Source organism: Microcoleus sp. BM001215392 (genome assembly GCF_036700185.1).
In the GTDB taxonomy this organism is placed as follows: domain Bacteria; phylum Cyanobacteriota; class Cyanobacteriia; order Cyanobacteriales; family Microcoleaceae; genus Microcoleus.
In genome coordinates this window covers 1-17,926 of record NZ_JAUBOJ010000036.1, presented here as the reverse complement: position 1 = coordinate 17,926, position 17,926 = coordinate 1, and the positions used below count along the sequence as shown (strand labels likewise).

The window sequence follows — 17,926 nt, the reverse complement described above, 5'->3', positions numbered from 1 at the left end:
ATTATGAGTCGCGAGTAGATAGTTCGTTAACCGAAAGATAGCGGATACCAGCCAGCGAACAAAGATAGCGGGAAACAAAGAATTTTTGCAATCACTTTCTTAGCAACCACCAATTAGCAGATTACCGGAAAAATGACTAAAACAGCATGGGTATTTCCCGGACAAGGTTCCCAGGCGATCGGGATGGGTGCAGACTTATTAAACTTGCCAACAGCCAAAGCCAAATTTGACCTAGCCAAAGAAATTTTAGGCTGGTCTGTCCCGGAAGTTTGCCAAAAAGAAGAAGCTAAACTATCTCGGACTCTCTACACTCAGCCTTGCTTGTTCGTAGTACAAAGCATTTTGGCAGACTTAATGCGAGAAAAGAGCGATCGACCAGCAGTAGTGGCCGGTCACAGTTTAGGAGAATACGTTGCCCTTTACGCAGCAGGTGTCTTTGACTTTGAAACCGGATTGCGCTTAGTCAAACGCCGCGCCGAACTCATGGATACTGCCTCCGGCGGGCAAATGGTGGCTTTGATCGGGTTCGACAGGCAGGAATTAGAACTGCAAATTCAATACAGCCGAGACGTGGTGCTCGCCAACGATAACAGCGAAGCACAAGTTGTGATTTCTGGAACGCCGGCAGCAGTGGAAGATTTGCTGGCAAAAATTAAAGTCAAACGCGCTGTTAAATTGAATGTTTCTGGTGCGTTTCACTCTCCGCTGATGGCATCAGTGGCGTCAGAATTTCAACAAGTCTTAAAAGCGGCAAGATTTTCCGATGCTAAAATGTTGGTGCTCTCGAACTCAGAACCAACAGCCACTACCAGCGCAGCTACTTTGAAGCAGCGATTGACTCAACAGATGACTAAAGGCGTGCGCTGGCGAGAAATTTCTCTGCAATTGCCACAACAAGGAATCGATCGCGTAGTGGAAATTGGCCCCGGCAAAGTTCTCACAGGTTTGATCAAACGGACTTGTCCTAATTTAGCGCTGGTAAATGTCAGCAGTTTTGAAGATTTGCCCGCTTAATCTATTGCTAACCAATTATTCAGCCGCAGGCTTTCAACAGTTGACAGTTGACAGTTGACAGTTGACAGTTGACAGTTGACAGTTAACAGTTAACAGTTAACAGTTTAAGAGCGACCTCTACCCTTAAGTCAGAGGATTGGAGTAATGAATAGTCTGATTTTAATTTCTCAAGGACGATCGGGAGAGGCTTTCAACCAATTCTTTCTGTTAAAATTGAGTTAATTGGTCAGAAAATTGCTGAAAAATCAATAGCACAACAGGAAAATTTTACTACGACCTGTTGTGCAAATTGGGGATAGACGAGCCAGACGGCTCAAAAATATCGTTCAGAAATTTACAAGACTTACCCGGGTTTTTGACCAATATTAAAGGTTGAGATGCAGTATTTTCGTAAAAAACCCGGTTTCTAGGCACTCGTGCGTTTAGGACTAATGTAGATATCGATCGCCCTTGAGGTCGATCGGCAAATACTGGTTTAAACTAAGAGTAAAAAGCAAGCTAATCCGGTAGTGATATGAAAAAAGCTATTTACTGGCTGATGGGAGAAAAAGCTGGCAGAACCATAGTAGGCGCGTGGAACTGGATGTGGGGAATGCCGACAGAATCCGGTGGTAAGATTTCAGTCGCCGTAGCAGAAGAGTCACTGCGATCGATGCAAGAATCGGTGCAAAAATTGGCCGCCGCAGTCTCCACCCAAGTTGCAGCCTACCAGCGCGCCAAAACAAAATATGAAGAAAGAGTTAGGGAAATGCAAACCGTAGAGCGACAAGCCATCACAGCCCAGCGCAACGGTAACGAAGAAGCAGCCCGTTTGGCAATGTCGAAAGTAATTCAGACAGAAGCAATTCTGCCGCAGTTAGAAGCCCAAGTAAAACAAGCCGAACTTTATGTCAACGCTTCCAAAGACAAGCTAAATCGAGAGCGCACAAAGCTGGAAGCCTACAAAACCGATATGCAAAATATGAAAGATATGGCAGAGATTAACGAAGCTCTCAGCGCCATAGCCAAGGTCAACAACGACCTCAGCATCGATTCAGCCCGATCGCAATTCGAGCAAGCCAAAAACGCCGTCGGGCGCCGCAACCTCGAACAGCAAGCCTTAGCAGAACTATCCGAAAACCCGCAAGAAAAACTTCAGGTTGAGTTAGAAAACATGACCCTAGACGATGAAGTTAATCGCAGACTGGAAATGTTAGACGGTTCTAACAACAAAGAACTTCCCAACTAAGGAGTATTTTATGGCTAAAAGCGGGCCTCCCCCCATAGTTTTTATTTTGTTATTTCTGTTGCTCGCAGGCGGTGGCTGGTTCTTTTTTATGAACAAACCAGCAACAGGCGATGCTAATAATTCCCCGACTGCCCCAACACCCCCAGCAGGTGGCACTTCTAGCCAGCTTCCCGTCGCGCCCGCAGGCAGCTCAGCATCGCCTGTTGCTGCTACTTCCTTTGCGCTACCAGTTGCCGTACCTGCCGGCACGGCGGTGAGAATCGACGGTTCTACCAGCATGGTAACAATCAATCTCAACCTTAAGAACGGCTTTCAAGGCAAGTTTCCCGGCACTACAGTGGATGCCAAAGCAAATGGTTCTGCAAAAGGAATTCAGGATTTGGTGGCGGGAACAGCCGATATTGCCGCGATATCGACCGCTTTAAAGCCAGAAGATCGAGCTAAGGGTTTGGCAGCAGTGCCCGTTGCTTTAGATAGAATTGCGATCGTAGTCGGGACTAACAACCCGTTTCAAGGAGGTTTAACTTCCGCTCAAGTGCAAGATATCTTTAAGGGAACTACTCAAGACTGGTCGAAAGTCGGTGGGCCAGCGGGCCCGATTAAGCTGATTAATAGACCTGAAATTAGCGGTACTCACCAAACTTTTAAAGAACAAGTGCTCGGAGGTGGTAGTTTTGGTACCGGGGCAAATGTTACCACGCTCGATCGAGATGCGACAACTCCGCTGCTGCAAGCTTTAGGTAACAATGGCATCGGCTATGCCACTTTCGCTCAAGTAGTAAATCAGAAAACGGTGCGGATTGTACCCGTAGACACTGCGACGCCGGAAGCCCCAAATTATCGCTATCAGCGGGAGTTGTACTACGCTTACAAAAATCCCCCCAGCCAAGCGGTTAAGGATTTCTTGGGTTACACGACTTCGCCTGAAGGACAAAAAGCGATGCTTGCTGGAAATTGAGCTCTTCCAAAAATAGTCCGCCAGACAGAAGTTTGGCCAGCACCTAAAAGCACGCAAACTTTCGTCCGCCTTGCGCGGACGAAAGTTTTTGTAGAAGCGGTTTCAACCGCCGAATCATCTGATACGCTAATATTCGATGTAATTTAAAATCTCAGGTTTTCTGTGAGCAAAAGTCGCGAACCAATCGAGAGTTTACTTCTCTACTATTTATTCAAGTGGTCAATTGTCAGCCCGATGCTGCACCTTTACTTTCGGGGGCGCATCTACGGTGCCGAAAATGTGCCAACAGAAGGGCCATTTGTGGTAGTCAGCAATCACGCCAGCGATTTTGATCCGCCGATTTTATCTAGTTCGATGAGGCGGCCGGTGGCATTTATGGCGAAGGAAGAGTTATTTAAAGTTCCTATTTTGAAACAGGCAATTACGCTTTATGGCGCTTATCCAGTGAAGCGAGAAAGTGCCGATCGCAGTGCAATTCGTTCGGCTATCCAATCTTTGGAAAATGGATGGGCGACTGGTGTATTTTTGCAGGGAACTCGGACATCCGACGGTCGAATTACTGACCCGAAATTGGGGGCTGCGTTGATAGCTGCTAAGGCAAAAGCGCCGCTGTTACCTGTTAGTTTGTGGGGAACTCACGCGATCGCCTCGAAAGGTTCGATAGTGCCGCGTCCGGTGCCGCTGACAGTGCGAATTGGCAAACTAATTGAGGCGCCCGCTTCGTCGGATCGCCAGGAATTGGAAGCGCTGACTCAAAGATGTGCAACTGAGATTAATGCAATGCACGATTTGGGCCGCTGATTCAGCTTGCAGGCTTTTTGTACAACTTACACAGGTTCGATCGTTCGGACTGAGCGTCCTTCTTTTCTTAGGACTCGCATTCCTCACGATCAAACAGGTTCGATCGTTCGGACTGAGCGTCCTCTCTTTGATAAGGACGCTCAGTCCGAAAGATCAAACCTATTTTATGACGGTTGTGCGCCTCTGACAAAAGCCACAGCCAAGGGCGAAATTTTTTCTGTAACTGCTGCGATAACTTCGCGGTCAAAGTCAGTCCAAACTCTAGGGCGATCGAAAATACAAGGCTGCAAAACCCCCCACAACAAGCCGTCAACACAAAGATGAGCGTGAATCAAAGCACGATGTCCGAACTCTTTTGCTTCAAAATCTTTGTTAACAACTACAGGATTTGCTGTTTCAACATCCTCCACAAAAATTGAAGGTTCAGTGCGCAACGCTGCTGCAAATAAAGGGTCTTCTTCCCCTAAATATTCCGGTTCTTTTTTCCACTCCGCGTCCCTAACTTCGGGATAGTTCGAGTTGCGACGCCAGCAGTAAGGTACTTTGCCTGTTTGGGTTTCAGGATTGCGGAGGTACAGAAAGACGCGATCGCAATTTAACACCTCACCTAAAGCCGGCACTAAAGCCGAAAACACAGCATCCTCAGTCTTGCTGTCACTCAAAAACTTGTGGCAGAATTCGCTCCAAATTTGGTCGCTCATTAACTTTTGGTCTTGAAGTTCACCTACAGATTTTAAACTACTAATCTTGTTTTCTGACGGATTTGCGATCGGAGTCTTAGCGGTTTGTGAAATCGCTATCAAATATAAGTTTTAAAAGTTTGGGGAAGCGACAAGGATTTTATCGCAAGCGCGCGCGACTTTTAGGGCGTTCTTAATTGCACAAATATGAGATTTTCTTCCAGTTGATTCTGGCTTCTTTTGAGCATGAGCGAAGTCGTTTTTCCTTCTCTTGCGACGATAACTAAAGCCTTCTTCTTTCTTCCTGATGACTGATGAATTCTTCCTGATGACTAATGACAACTGACTAATGACTAATGACCACTGACTAATGACTAATGACCACTGACTAATGACTAATGACCACTGACCACTGACCACTGACCACTGACCACTGACCACTGACCACTGACTTTGTTTATTCAATTCTGGCTTGGCTGAAGTTAGCGCCTGTATAACCCGTAGTCAGCCACATAATGGCTCTAGCGCCGTCGCGCAGGGCTTTTTGTACCGGTTCGGGGGTTCGCCCAGACGGAACTGCTACAGGCTTAAAACTAATGCCTCTACTGCCGAGGACGATTTCGCCGATAATCTGAGCTCGCCGCATATGATCGTCTGATGTAATCAGATACACGCTCTCAATCCCTTTAGCTTTCAGTTCATCTACCAAGGTGGTAAAATTTGTTACCGTATCTACAGCTCTGTAATCTAAGTGCAGGCGATCGGACTTAATTCCCGCTTCGGAAAACACCCATTCGGCGAACTCCGGATTGCTTCCAGAAGACACCCAAATCGGCAATACAGGATGCTCGCGAGCAAATTTGGCCGCAAAAACCTCTCGTTCCGTAGCCCCACCTAGAACTAACAAAGCTTGGGGTTTCATAAATTCGCTCTTAAGCTGTATGGAGCCAAACCAACAGGCCGCCACCAGTCCCACTAGGAACCAAAAATTCGGTGAAACCCTCAAACGCTTGTAGCGCAAATTGTTTAAATTGATTCTCAACCACATCTAAACCTATAAAAATTTTGTATAGCCGACACAGGAACCATAACAAAAAATACCGCACGTAAAGCCCACTAACAGGAATTAAAAATTAAAATTTAAATGAGGGTCTGGGGATTTGCGATTTGAGATGGCAGATTTTAGATTGAATGTACAGCTTGTATTGCTTGCTAGAACTGGCGATGGGAGATTTTAGATTGAATGTAAAGCTTGTACTGGGGGCTTAAACTCAGGTATGAAATTTTTATTCTACTAGGGCTCTTGTATTCAATCAAGTATGCGTGTCCGGGTCAACTGGTTAGCAGATATGCAAAGCAGAAGGACAAAACTTGAGGTTTAGCCTTCTGCTTTTAACTGTGCTTGACTGTTAATGGGACTGGCCGGGTTCGAACCGGCGACCTAGCGCTTCAGATTTGTGTGAGTTTCCCCACTCTCCGGACTATTCCTTCACCGTAGGCTTGCAGCCTTTAGGTGGTGGCCGTATGTTTAGGAGGTTTTATGATTTTTACTTCCTAAAGCCAGTCTCTGCACCTTCCTTACCCAAACAAAGTTTAGATAAAGCTTGGCTCAAGATTACCGTATCTGCCGTCAGACTTAGGCTTCCTTGAGTTTGACCACATTCACTCCCAGAGTTTCCTCCCAGGGTGCCCGATTCTTCAGGAGGCGCTTGCTCTATCCATCTGAGCCACAGCCCCAGTTGCTGAACCGTTTTGATTATAGCAGTTAATGTCGATTTTGAATTTTTTATTTACGAAAATCAGCGATCGCCCGTAGCAAATCTCGCGACAATGCGGGCAAAGTTTTCTGCTGCGGTGAGTTTACCAGCGCCATAACAGGCGCGCTTTCTCCATGCGGTGACGGGGAGGTGTCCTGGAGGAGCATTTTCGCTCCATGAGAGCTCGCTGTAATATTGCCAATTTTCCTTGACTCGCCAGCCGACTCGATCGCACAATTGGGTATAATTTCCTCCAGTATTTTCCCAAATCTGCCGCTGTACGGTCAATCCAAACCGCCCGCTGCTGTATTGTTGCCAAAGTTGGTCGATCGTGCGAAGGTCTGTAGGAGGACAACTGTCAATATCGGCTGCACTCAGCCAGCCTTCGTCTTCCCTGACGGCGATTTGCAGCAAAATTTCCCAAGTGTGTTCGTCTGCTTTGCGCCATTTTCCGGTTGCTAACAGCTTTGTCAGTTGTCGGTAATCCATCCCCACTTCCGAGATAGCCGGAGTTTGCTCAGGTAAGGCGCCGATTTTCTGTTCGAGTCGCAGTAAAGTGCTGGTAATGGATTCGGGGTTTAGTTGTTCGAGGCGGTACAGAACCCATTCTAACTGAGATTGCAGGTACGTGCGGGCGATCGCGCCTTGCTGCAATTCCTCTTGCAATTCGTCAAATCTGGCTGACCAATTTTGTTGGTTGCGGGCGGATTCCCACATTTGTTTTGCCCACTGCAATCTAACTTGTTCTTGTTTTACATAAGTTTTGGAAGGCTTTGCACGCTGCGGGTAGGGCGTCAAATCCCAGCCGCAAATCGAACAAAATTCAGATGGTTTTTCTATGTATTGGGCACCGCAGACGGGACATTTAGACATATTGAAGTAAATTCATTTTACAACTAATTATATGACATCTGCCTAATAATTTTCCGATTGTATTCTTTGCCCACACATGGCACGATCTCATGGAGTGTTTGACAGGTTTGTAGTTGGGAATTTAGTGCGAGCGAAAGAAGGACTAAAGTCCTGACGCTCGATCCTGCGAAAGAAAAACTAAAGTCCTGACGCTCGATCCTGCGAAAGAAAAACTAAAGTCCTGACGCTCGATCCTGAGATTGTAGATTTGGCCGGAAAATCTGCCACGCTGACGCACGCTATTTCTACAATTACTCTCAGATATTGAAATTATCTGCATTAACGTGGGTTAATCTCCGGTTTCTCTATCGCTCTAACAAGGTAAGCGAATAGTAAATAAACTGCCCTTACCCAACTCGGATTTAGCCTCAATGGTGCCGCGGTGAGCTTCGACTATTTGGCGGCACAGGTGCAGTCCCAAACCTGTGCTGGATTTCTTGTGAGTTCCCGAGCCAAACCTTTCAAATAACTTGGCTTGTTCTGTGGGAGAAATGCCGGCGCCGGTGTCTTGGATTTCCATGATTACCCATGCCAGCGGTTGGTTTTTGAAGCTTGTATAAGCGGGTGAATTGGCAGCTTTTAAGCGGACATCTATAGAGCCGCTGTCTGTGAATTTGATTGCATTTCCGATTAAATTTGTCAGCAAGCGGTGCAGCTCCAGACGATCGCCCGGATACTTGGCAATCGGAGCACTTTCTGCACTTTCACTCAAGTCTAAATTCACCGACAAATGTTTAGCATCGGCTAGGGGAGCGAGTTCTTCGGCTACCTCATGAATGAGCTGGCGCAAGTCCACGGGAGCAAAACTGAGGGATTTGCGGCCTGCTTCGTAGCGGTAGACTTCCAGCAGCATATTTACCATCGCGATCAGGTTTTTGTTGCTGCGAACCATTGTCCCGAAAGCGTCGCGCATGGGGAGCGAGATTTCTCCCAAAGCTCCCTGCTGCATTAAGGTGAGCATTCGATCGGCTGCTACTAGGGGCGTCCGCAAGTCGTGAGCGAGTCGGGACACAAAATCTTCGCGCTGGAGGGCGATCGAATTTCGTTCGTCTACGCTGTGTTTGAGCCGCAAGAGCGATCGCACCCTCGCCAGCAGTTCGTCCATTTCCACGGGTTTGCGGATAAAATCGTCTGCGCCCATGTCGAGCCCTTGAACGACGCTGGCGCTGTCGTGAGCTGTGATCAACAAAATCGGGATAAAGGGCAATTCCTTATTTTGTCGCATTCGCTGGGTGACTTCATAACCGTCCATTCCCGGCATCATTACGTCTAGCAGTACCAAATCCGGGGCTGATTTGTCGATTTGGGTAAGAGCCGAAAAGCCATTCTCGGCCGTGCTAATTTCGTAACCTTCTTCTTCCAGGATTGTCTGCACCAACAAAACATTATCTGGTGCGTCATCTACAACCAGAATGCGATCGGCTTTTGTGGCATTCGGAACAGATAAATAGTTCATTTAATTGTGGGTCTGAAAATATATACTAACTTTAATTTGGCATTCGATTTATGTTTTCACATTTTGCCATTTCTTAACTCTGTCATAAGGAATATATAGCAGAAGGAAGAAGAGAAATGGAAGTCGGAAGAAGTTCGATGCAATAATAACTCATGTTTGAGCCCTCAAGAATGTCCTCACCGTCTTAGGGGTTGCTCTCTCAAAACTTTATCCAATTTTTTTGCATTTTGACCCTCGGATGTGATACGATATACTACTTTGCGGTCATAGTATGCACCCCCTCCCAATCGTCTGGTGGAGGCACTGCCAAATAGGCGAGGGAGCGTTGCAGGTGAACTTCTACAGGTCGATCGCCCGGTCGCATCGCTAGCGCGGCCTGAAAACAACTAATAGCTTTCTCAAAATTTTTAGCAATATAAGCATTTCGACCGTTGCTGTAAAGTTCCAAAAACCTAGCTGTTTCCCCGTCCATGGGCTCGGCGCTATTTTGTAACAACTCGTAGATGCCCACCGACTGATTTTGGCCCTTAACCCGCACTTTATCCAACTCTCGCACCCAAATGCGATCGCGGCACAAACTGTAAGTAAACTCGCTCAAAATAATATCACAGCCATATTCTTTGGTAAGCTGTTCCAGCCGCGAACTTAAATTCACCGCATCGCCGATTACCGTGTAATCCATCCGCTTTTGGGAACCAATATTTCCCGAAACCACCTCTCCAGAACTAATCCCAATTCCAAAGCGAAACGGATCTTCTCCCGGGCGAGAATCATTAAACTCTTTCAAGCGGCGGCGCATATCTAAAGCCGACTGTACCGCCATCCAACCGTGACTCTCGGGAGGATTCAGCGGCAGCGGCGCGCCGAAGACGGCCATTAAAGCATCGCCAATAAATTTGTCTAAAGTACCTTCGTAGTGGAAAACTGCTTCCACCATCGTCTCGAAATATTCATTCAGCAGCGATACCACGTCCGACGCCCCGAGATTTTCGGTCAGGGTGGTATAGCCGCGAATATCAGAAAATAAAATAGTAACTTCTTTGCGTTCGCCCACCATCAGAGCGCCTTCGCCCAATGCCATCACTTTATCTACGACTCCGGGAGTCATGTAGCGGTACATGGTATTTTTCATCCGCTTTTCGCGGCTGATGTCTTCGAGTACGACTAAGCCGCCGCGCACCCCGCCTTCTGGATTGATCAGCGGGTTGACAGTTAAATTCAAACTGCGTTCAATTACTTTAATTCTAGAGGCGGGGATTGGTAGCGGACAATAAGGGTGATAGCGGCCAGCATTTGGCAGCGAAAATAGAGATTGAGAGTTAGCTAATTCTGCCTGCGCTACTTCCTGAGTCCACGCATGGTTTTCACCCCAAGCGTAATAAAAATTTGCATCTGTGCGATCGGGTACAGCCAAAATATAACTTTCTTCTTCTTGTTCTTCTTCTTCTTCTTCTTGTTCTTCTTCTTGTTCTTCTTCTTCTTGTTCTTCTTCTTCTTTTGTTCCTGCTGCTGGCGAACCGAGCATTTTTTCCACCAACAGTCCCAAGGTTAAACTTTGTTCGGGAACGTAATGTCGGGCGGCATAGTGAAGGCTGTCTTCGAGTCGAAATTGCAAATTTTCGATCGGCACAACTTCCCAAACATAGCGATCGATCAATTTTGTTTCCCAAATCTCGGGATTGTGTTTGCTTTTGGCTTGATTTACCGGACAGCCCAACAGTTCTAGGGCCGCTTCGTTAATTGTGACAATTCGCCCCTGCAAATCCGTGGAGATCACCGCATCTGACAGGCTTTGCAGCATATCTTTTTGATACTGCTTTTCCACCATGACGTTTTGAAACAGTTGAGAATTTTGCAGCGCCATTCCGGCTTGGGAATTAAAGGCTCGCAAAAACTCTTCGTCGGAAGTAGTGAAAGTGCCTTGGTTCTTATTAATTAGCTGAGTTACCCCGATCAGCTCACCTTTGGCATTGTGCACCGGCATACACAAGACAGTCCGAGTGCGATATCCGGTTTTTTGGTCTGTAGAGGGATCGAAGCGGGGATCGTCGTAAGCATCTGTAATATTCAGGGGTTGACCGGTCGAAGCGACGTAGCCAGCAATTCCTTTATTAGCAGGAATGCGGATTTCGACCATGGTTTTGTCGTCGGCCTTGGCGACTTTTGTCCAAAGTTCGTTGGTTTCCCGATTTAATAAAAATAGCGTGCTGCGATCGGCTTGCATCAAGTCCCGAGCTTGATCCATCACAGAGCGCAAAGTTGTTTCCAAGTCAAGACTTTGACCGAGAGTAGTTGTCGCTCTCAGCAGGGCGGCAACCCCTCGCTGGTTGCGGGCGACGACGTAGAAAGACTGACAGCTTTCGAGGATAATCCCGATCGAATCGGCAAAAGTCTGAAACTGTTGTTCGTCTTCCTCGGTAAAGGCGACATTACCAGCTTTATTTAACAGCCTCACCACCGCTACAGGTTCGTTTTGACTCTTGCTGCTAAAAATCGGCATACAGAGAATGGTCTGGATCGAGTAGCCCGGGGGTTCGTCTACTTCGGAATTAAAATGCTCGTTTTCTCTAGCATTCGCGACATTTATCGATGTTCCGGTAGTTGCTACGTAGCCCAAAATGCCTGCATCCATCGGTAAGCGAACTTCTACATCTTCACCTGTGAGGGCGTGGGCTGTTTTGTGCCAAAGTTGATTTTTGCTGGAGTCAACCAAAAAAATTGTTGTCCGGTCTGCTTGCAGAATTTGCCCAATTTTGACAGTGAAGGCATCTAACAGTTGCTGTAAAAGAGTTTCGAGTGCTTCATTGTTAATCAGGTCGATCGCCCGGATGAATTGCTGAAATTCAGCCGTGATAAAGTCGAGCAGGCACACTAATTCAGGAACTGGCAGGCTCTTAACACGGGAGGTCAATGCCCCCATAAAATTGACTTGAGTCAGTGTAGCCAGAACGCTACCAGTATTGGAGAATGTCATGATTAACTGCTTTCTCAGAGGGTTAGACTGACCCGCAGGTCGATCGGTGCTAGATGCTGCGGCGGTGCAAACTCTTGTTGATTGTTTGCTAGCGTGTGGGCACTCGGTAGTCGCGATGGTGAACCGCGAGTTCTTTCTTTGGTGCGCGCTATTTGAGTTTTTTAGTTACATATGCTCGATCGATTTTTTACAACCTCGGTACTGATGAGGATTCATCGGTTAAAGCTGAGTTTGATTTGCAAAAACTGCCAGCCTGAAAATTAAGTCGCAGGCTTTCGATCGATCGCCCCGTATCTGAATGTAACGCTATGTGCAGAGGCTGCTGCGTGGCGTGACATTTTTAGCGCTCGGAGGCAACCGTATCCGGTTTGTGAATGGCGCTATGGCTGTTGTGCGCGAGACATTGCTACAAAGCTACTCATAGTTTAATGGTAAACGCAACAGCATGATAGCTACGGCAATCTCAGCAGCAATAAATTCGATCGGTATTTGAGGGCATCCGTCCCGGCGACTTTCCCGACGCTAGGGCGATGGAACCAAATACCAGCATCCCAAAAATGCCAATCTCGAACTCGGCTGCTAGCGAGAGTCACCATAAATCCAATCTCCAAGCAAAAATGGAAAATCGATCGACCTATGAGTAACCGCACTCCAAGCGACAACTTAGGATTTAGGCAGCAGAGGGCATAGACTCGGCAAAAACCACCGATTGATAGTAGCGCCGCAATTGCGAGGTGGCGGCGGCCCAACCCCAGCATTCGGCTTCAGAGCGAGCATTTTGGCGCAGGGTTTCCCGTTCTTGGGGATTCGCAAACAGGCGCTGGGTGGCAGCCACTGCTCCGGCTTCGTCCGCGGGGTCAAATAAATAGCCGTTAACACCGTCTGTGACAATATCGGGAATTCCGCCACTGCGAGCCGCCACTACGGGCGTCCCCGCAGCCATAGCTTCGAGGAGCACTAAGCCCAGGGTTTCGGTACGGGAGGGAAAAATGAAGGCATCAGCAGATGCGTAAGCAGAAGCCAATTCTTGCCCCTTGAGGTAGCCAACAAAATTTGTGGGGGTGCCGGCAAAATATTGTTCGAGGGTTTGGCGGTGGGGGCCGTCTCCCACTAGGGCGAGGCGGGCGCCGGGAATGGCGGCGAGGACTGGTTTGATCGATTCGATTTCTTTTTCGGCACCGAGGCGGCCGACGTAGAGGAGTAAGGGGCTATCTGGGTTATTTTCAGAAAGGCGCGATCGCATTTCTCGACTCGTCAATTCGGGGACAAACATTTCGGTATCTACACCGCGCTGCCACAAGTCTACTCGCTCAATGCCATGAGTTCTCAACTCATCCACCATTGCTGTAGAAGTGCACAGATTTAATTGGGCTTGATTGTGCGCCCCTTTGAGCAATTCCCACAGCAAAGGTTCGAGCATTCCAAAACCGTAATGGTGCAAGTATTTCGGTAAATGGGTGTGGTAAGAAGCCAAAATCGGGATATTGAACTTTTTGCCGTAATATATGCCGCCCAATCCCAAAATAGCGGGATTGACAACATGAATAAGATCCGGTTGAAACTGCTGTAACTGTTGACCTATAGCCGGACTGGGAAGTGCAATTTTCAGTTCCGGGTACATCGGTAAAGGCAAACCCTCAACACCGTAAACTCGGGCACCTTTGTATTCTGTAATTCCGTAATCTGGAGAAAAGATCAGAACTTGTTCGCCCGATCGCTGCAAGTGATCTACAGTGTGAATTAGGCGCGTGACAATGCCGTCTATTTTCGGCCAAAATGTTTCAGTGAACAGAGCAATTTTCATAAAACGAAGGAAGTTCGGCAACGGATTCTGTAACGGATGTAACGGATGAAGGAAAAAGGCGCTTCGGCTTCGCTCAGCGTAAAAAGAGGGAAGAGGGAAGAAGGCTTTAGTTATTCTTTATATATTGTTGGCGAAATCGATACTCCCAGTCTTTGGCAAATCTCGGGGTTAGTAACAGGATACACTGCCTCGCGAGGAGTAAGTAATTGGGCAAGATCGCCCGTATTATATTGATGCTGTTGCTGCACAAATTCTGAAATATCTTCGATATTCACAATCCATTCTTGGGCATAACTGGCCAAAAAACTACCGCGCAAGCCAAGTTGAATTGCTCGCCGTTCCAGTGGGGCGCCGCTGGGATGGTGGTCTGGGTCCCATTGCAGCCGCACGGATGAAATTTTAACAGCTTGTTTCCATTCTTTTTCGCTTCCGTACACTGCTGAAACGAAATTGGAATGGACGACAGATGCTAAAATTTCGTCAAAGGCAGAACGTTTTAGCGAAACAGCCAGAATCACTTCTTGTCCGGGCTTTGTTCCCCATCCCGATCGATACATCATCCAGAGAAAGTTTGGCTTAATCCAACTCATGCGATTCAAGCTAAATTCGCCACCGAAATAACCGCGTTCCGCTGCAAAAAGACCGATCGCCGGACGGTAAGCTTGGTACACTACAACAGTATTTTCGTCAAATTGCGCCAGAATGTGACGGCCTGTTTTCGGCCATTTGCTCGCTTGGTTTAAGTAGGGTTCTGTCAGCAGCTTCATCGCAACTAATTACGATCGAGAGGTTTCTGGGGCAAAATGCAAATTCCCTGAATGCCAATTGATAAAATTATCCCACCTAAAAGCAATCCCACACCTTCAGCAAAGCAGTTGATTCTGTGAATTTCCTGTGCTGTTTTGGCAATTAAGATTTCCTTTTCCGTAGCCGAAGGCGATTCGCTAACTCGGCGGTAATTTTGATAACTCGCCGTCAGTGCAGCCCATTCCGGTACTAAATAATAAGCACAAACTGCACTTGCAGAAAATCCCGGCAAAACAACTAAAAGCAACAAGATGAGAATTCGACTTTTCACAGCATTTCTTCCCAAACAAGCTAGCCTTGATTCAGTTGACAGTTGACAGTTGACAGTTGACAGTTGCCAGCAACCTCTACCTGGAAGGAAGAGGATTGGAGTAATGAATTCTCTGATTTTTATTTCTCCCGGGCGGGCGGGCTTTCAACCAATTATTTATGGTAAAAACTTTCTGCTATTTTTAAATTCACCGCAGAAGAAGCAGAAGACACAAAGCAAACGAGAAAAAAGATAGATAATCTTCCGAAATCAAAAAAGTAACATACAGCCAACTCCCTTCAGAATTTGCGAACATTTCTCTTCTCTTCCCTTCTTTTCTCTTACTTCGCGCCCTTCGCGCCTTCGCGGTTCATTTAAAAAAACTCTTTCCCGCAACGAGATACCCGCATTTACCTGCGCCAAGAAACCTTGGGTAAAATCTGGTTTTTATCGACGCGGTGCTGATATTTTGTAGCAAAATTCAACAAAGAATCGAGCAGGGAATCTGAGAGGTAGTGCGGCTGCAAACCGAGGTCTAGCAAACTGGTGTTTTTGGCATTGAAATAATGTTCTTCTTTCTCGACTCTGGGATTTTCGAGATGGTTGATTTCTACTTTTAATCCCATTGCCGTGCCTGCTTTTTGCACCAATGAGGCTAAGTCGCCGACGCTGAATTGTTCGGTGAATTGGTTGAAGACGCGGAATTCTCCGGCGGCGGCGGGGTTGGCGATTGCTAATTCGACGCATCGCACGGTATCCCGAATGTCTAAGAAGGTGCGGGTTTGTCCGCCAGTTCCATAAACTGTCAGGGGATGACCGATCGCAGCTTGGATGCAAAATCTGTTTAATGCTGTACCGAATACTCCGTCGTAGTCCAAACGGTTGATTAACAGTTCGTCCATGCCGGTTTCTTCTGTGAGTACGCCGTAGACGACGCCCTGATTTAAGTCGGTGGCTCTCAAACCCCAGATTTTGCAAGCAAAATGGATGTTGTGGGAGTCGTGGACTTTTGACAGGTGGTAGAAACTGCCCGGTTGTTTGGGGTAGGGTAGTGTATCTTTCCTGCCGTTGTGCTCGATCGTAATGTAGCCTTCTTCAATGTCAATATTCGGTGTGCCGTATTCGCCCATTGTCCCCAATTTCACTAGGTGACAGTCGGGGAAGTCTTCGCGGATGGCGTACAGCAGGTTGAGTGTTCCGACGACGTTATTGACTTGAGTCAGAACTGCGTGTTCGCGATCGATCATTGAAAATGGTGCCGAACGCTGTTCGCCAAAATGGACGATCGCTTCTGGTGCAAATTTTCTCATACTTTTGCTGAGAAAATCGTAGTTGGTGATGTCACCGACGAACAAGTCGATCGACTTACCCGTTAAATCTTGCCATCGCTGGAGTCGTTGCTGAATCGGTGCAATGGGAGTCAGGGTGTCGCTGCACAGTTCCAGATCCCAGTGCCGCCGCACGAAGCTGTCGAGGATGCCAACTTCGTGACCTTTGTTAGAAAGGTAGAGTGCGGTTGCCCAACCGCAATAGCCATCGCCACCAATAACCAGGACTTTCATAAATCAACAACGGTGAATCTTGCTTGCCAATACTGGGTTAATGTACCAGGTTATGGTGCATTGTGAACCTTTAATCTAGGGTGTTATTTGCTGGCATCGGTTGTCAGTTTTTTTGTATCAAACCTGAATTTCGTCGGCGAAACTGGCGCGGCGGGTGAATTCAAAGGGCCCAGCCAGGGCTCCCCAGACGTGGGCGTCGGTTTCTGGGTCGCGCCCGCGATCGTGACTGATAAATTTGTCTTGGTCAATCTCGAATTCGCTGTCTAGATAGGTTTTTTTGCCTTTTCTGACGACGGCGCAGCCTTTTCCGGGTTCAACAGACCCTTTGAAGCTGTTACCCGTCCAGTGCGTAAAAAAGGTGCATCCCGGGAGCAGTGTCAGTTGTTCTTTGGTGATTTCTTGCAGCCGCTGGGGTTGGCGGGACGCGCCGTAGAATTGTGCTTCGTTTTCTATGGCATAATTTTCGATGTCGATGCGATCGCCCGCCGGGACTAATTTTAAAACTCTTACTCGGTACGGGACGTGCAGTTCGATATCATAGGCTTGTTCTAGATAAAGACTTATCCCATCCAGGAGTTCCACGGGTAAAGGTCTCATGCAGACGCGGATGTGGGCGAAAAATGGCGGATTTTCAAAGGCTTGGGCTTGGTTGCTGAAGTCGGCCGCCATCCAGCGGGCGAGGGTGACAATATCAGTGGAATGGGACATATCGATTTGGGATTTGGGATTTTAGATTTTAGATTGAGGGGAGTAGAAGTTATTTTAAGGGAAAGCGGACGATCGGCAATAGTAACGTACCCCGGCGCGCGATCGTCCTTCAATCTTCCAAAAATTCGACCAAATCTTCAATCATTACATCGAAAGCAACAGCGATTTTCTGAACAGCACTCAGATCGACCATACTCATCCCATCATCGCGTCTAGCGTACCCCTTAACCGTGTTGTAATTAACTCCAGAGCGATCGGCCACGTCTTGCAGCGTCCAGCCCTTTTCTTCTGCCAACTCTCGAATCTTTAGTCTAACTCGCCCCATTTTGCCCTAGACAACAGGTTAGATTTAACCTTAAAATTTAAATAATTCAAAACGATCGCCCTCGGAGCCTGGAAAACTTAAGGGCGATCGCCTTTTCTATCACACCCCGCCGAAAGCGGGGAAGGATTACCCTATGATACCAACATCAAAGCCCAAATTAAACACTCATCCCTGGTGTATCGTGCGGCAGCCAAATATGCAGCGATTGGTGGTTGCTCGCTTCCACCGTCGAGGCGATGAGTTCGGGATATATCCAAATTTTACGGCGGTTGTTGCCTGCTACTAAACACGCGATCGTTTTTGATACGACAGGGGCCGAGAAACTGCCCGAAGTTCGTAAGCGTTGCTTGCAGCTATGGGATCGACTCAATTAGAAAGAATGTTGTAATTAATCAGGAGCGATCGCTTTTTATAATAAGTGCGATCGCTCCTCGATCGAATTAATCAGCCCTGATCGCTGTGAACGAGAATAAGTCATCCATCTTCTCATCTTCAATGCGAATAAACCTCTGATTTAGTGTTACTCTCAAGATATTGCTGATAAGCTGCCTCATCTCCTCCAAACGAGTCGATCGAAATGCCAGCACTTGGCACTGGCATCAGCGGACTAGGTTGAGGTGCGTACCGACAATAACAGAGTAGCACCAATCCGTAGTATTTCGGAGTAATCCGAGGTATTGCAGCTACTCC

The 17,926-nt window shown here is 47.4% G+C and carries 19 protein-coding genes and 1 pseudogene; 6 read left to right on the top strand and 14 right to left on the bottom strand.

Annotation, left to right across the window (positions count from 1 at the left end):
• Nucleotides 1–132: 132 nt before the first annotated feature.
• The 4 genes from fabD to QT974_RS06635 all read left to right on the top strand — a co-directional run bounded on the left by fabD (nt 133) and on the right by QT974_RS06635 (nt 4,001).
• Nucleotides 133–1,014, top strand: a complete 882-nt coding sequence (gene fabD, locus QT974_RS06650) for an ACP S-malonyltransferase (protein WP_333467733.1) — start codon at nt 133–135, stop codon at nt 1,012–1,014.
• 514 nt (nt 1,015–1,528) lie between these two features.
• Entirely contained in the window at nt 1,529–2,242 is a 714-nt protein-coding gene (locus tag QT974_RS06645; protein WP_333467732.1) for a PspA/IM30 family protein, read from the top strand.
• A gap of 10 nt (nt 2,243–2,252) precedes the next feature.
• Nucleotides 2,253–3,200 carry a phosphate ABC transporter substrate-binding protein gene (locus QT974_RS06640; RefSeq protein WP_333467731.1) on the top strand — a complete coding sequence of 316 codons (948 nt, stop codon included), beginning with the start codon at nt 2,253–2,255 and terminating at the stop codon, nt 3,198–3,200.
• Nucleotides 3,201–3,362: 162 nt separating this feature from the next.
• Nucleotides 3,363–4,001, top strand: a complete 639-nt coding sequence (locus tag QT974_RS06635) for a lysophospholipid acyltransferase family protein (protein WP_333467730.1) — start codon at nt 3,363–3,365, stop codon at nt 3,999–4,001.
• A 164-nt stretch (nt 4,002–4,165) separates the two neighbouring features.
• Here the strand turns inward: QT974_RS06635 and QT974_RS06630 are convergent, their stop codons facing one another.
• From QT974_RS06630 to QT974_RS06585, 10 genes are all read right to left on the bottom strand, one after another.
• The gene (locus QT974_RS06630) at nt 4,166–4,804 is read right to left on the bottom strand and encodes a GAF domain-containing protein (protein WP_333467729.1); all 639 of its coding nucleotides are present in this window, start codon (nt 4,802–4,804) and stop codon (nt 4,166–4,168) included.
• Between the two features lie 9 nt (nt 4,805–4,813).
• Nucleotides 4,814–5,146 (bottom strand): hypothetical protein, encoded by a 333-nt coding sequence (locus tag QT974_RS06625; RefSeq protein ID WP_333467728.1) that lies wholly within the window; start codon nt 5,144–5,146, stop codon nt 4,814–4,816.
• Nucleotides 5,139–5,729 (bottom strand): YdcF family protein, encoded by a 591-nt coding sequence (locus QT974_RS06620; RefSeq protein WP_333467727.1) that lies wholly within the window; start codon nt 5,727–5,729, stop codon nt 5,139–5,141. Before QT974_RS06620 ends, QT974_RS06625 begins: the two co-directional genes overlap by 8 nt.
• Nucleotides 5,730–6,480: 751 nt before the next feature.
• The gene (locus QT974_RS06615) at nt 6,481–7,311 is read right to left on the bottom strand and encodes a GUN4 domain-containing protein (protein WP_333467726.1); all 831 of its coding nucleotides are present in this window, start codon (nt 7,309–7,311) and stop codon (nt 6,481–6,483) included.
• A gap of 352 nt (nt 7,312–7,663) precedes the next feature.
• Complete coding sequence (locus QT974_RS06610; RefSeq protein ID WP_333467725.1) at nt 7,664–8,806, bottom strand: sensor histidine kinase; 1,143 nt, start codon at nt 8,804–8,806, stop codon at nt 7,664–7,666.
• 253 nt (nt 8,807–9,059) lie between these two features.
• Entirely contained in the window at nt 9,060–11,780 is a 2,721-nt protein-coding gene (locus QT974_RS06605; RefSeq protein ID WP_333467724.1) for a GAF domain-containing protein, read from the bottom strand.
• A gap of 452 nt (nt 11,781–12,232) precedes the next feature.
• Nucleotides 12,233–12,376 carry a hypothetical protein gene (locus tag QT974_RS06600; protein WP_333467723.1) on the bottom strand — a complete coding sequence of 48 codons (144 nt, stop codon included), beginning with the start codon at nt 12,374–12,376 and terminating at the stop codon, nt 12,233–12,235.
• A gap of 74 nt (nt 12,377–12,450) precedes the next feature.
• Nucleotides 12,451–13,584, bottom strand: coding sequence for a glycosyltransferase (locus QT974_RS06595; protein WP_333467722.1), 1,134 nt, complete (start codon nt 13,582–13,584; stop codon nt 12,451–12,453).
• Between the two features lie 110 nt (nt 13,585–13,694).
• Entirely contained in the window at nt 13,695–14,351 is a 657-nt protein-coding gene (locus tag QT974_RS06590) for a DUF4291 domain-containing protein (protein ID WP_333467721.1), read from the bottom strand.
• 5 nt (nt 14,352–14,356) lie between these two features.
• The gene (locus QT974_RS06585) at nt 14,357–14,662 is read right to left on the bottom strand and encodes a hypothetical protein (RefSeq protein WP_333467720.1); all 306 of its coding nucleotides are present in this window, start codon (nt 14,660–14,662) and stop codon (nt 14,357–14,359) included.
• Between the two features lie 103 nt (nt 14,663–14,765).
• Between QT974_RS06585 and QT974_RS06580 the strand changes: the two genes are divergently transcribed.
• Nucleotides 14,766–14,897 carry a hypothetical protein gene (locus tag QT974_RS06580; protein ID WP_333467719.1) on the top strand — a complete coding sequence of 44 codons (132 nt, stop codon included), beginning with the start codon at nt 14,766–14,768 and terminating at the stop codon, nt 14,895–14,897.
• Nucleotides 14,898–15,051: 154 nt separating this feature from the next.
• Here the strand turns inward: QT974_RS06580 and QT974_RS06575 are convergent, their stop codons facing one another.
• The 3 genes from QT974_RS06575 to QT974_RS06565 form a co-directional block, all read right to left on the bottom strand.
• Nucleotides 15,052–16,203, bottom strand: a complete 1,152-nt coding sequence (locus QT974_RS06575; RefSeq protein ID WP_332995213.1) for an NAD-dependent epimerase/dehydratase family protein — start codon at nt 16,201–16,203, stop codon at nt 15,052–15,054.
• Nucleotides 16,204–16,320: 117 nt separating this feature from the next.
• Nucleotides 16,321–16,911, bottom strand: a complete 591-nt coding sequence (locus tag QT974_RS06570; protein ID WP_333467718.1) for a chromophore lyase CpcT/CpeT — start codon at nt 16,909–16,911, stop codon at nt 16,321–16,323.
• Between the two features lie 109 nt (nt 16,912–17,020).
• Complete coding sequence (locus tag QT974_RS06565) at nt 17,021–17,236, bottom strand: helix-turn-helix domain-containing protein (protein WP_333467717.1); 216 nt, start codon at nt 17,234–17,236, stop codon at nt 17,021–17,023.
• A 133-nt stretch (nt 17,237–17,369) separates the two neighbouring features.
• Here QT974_RS06565 and QT974_RS06560 point away from each other — a divergent pair, with 133 nt between their 5' ends.
• Nucleotides 17,370–17,522, top strand: coding sequence for a hypothetical protein (locus tag QT974_RS06560; protein ID WP_333467716.1), 153 nt, complete (start codon nt 17,370–17,372; stop codon nt 17,520–17,522).
• Nucleotides 17,523–17,728: 206 nt separating this feature from the next.
• On the opposite strand, the pseudogene QT974_RS06555 reads toward QT974_RS06560, so the two are convergent.
• Nucleotides 17,729–17,926, bottom strand: a pseudogene (locus QT974_RS06555) (hypothetical protein); the annotation flags it as partial.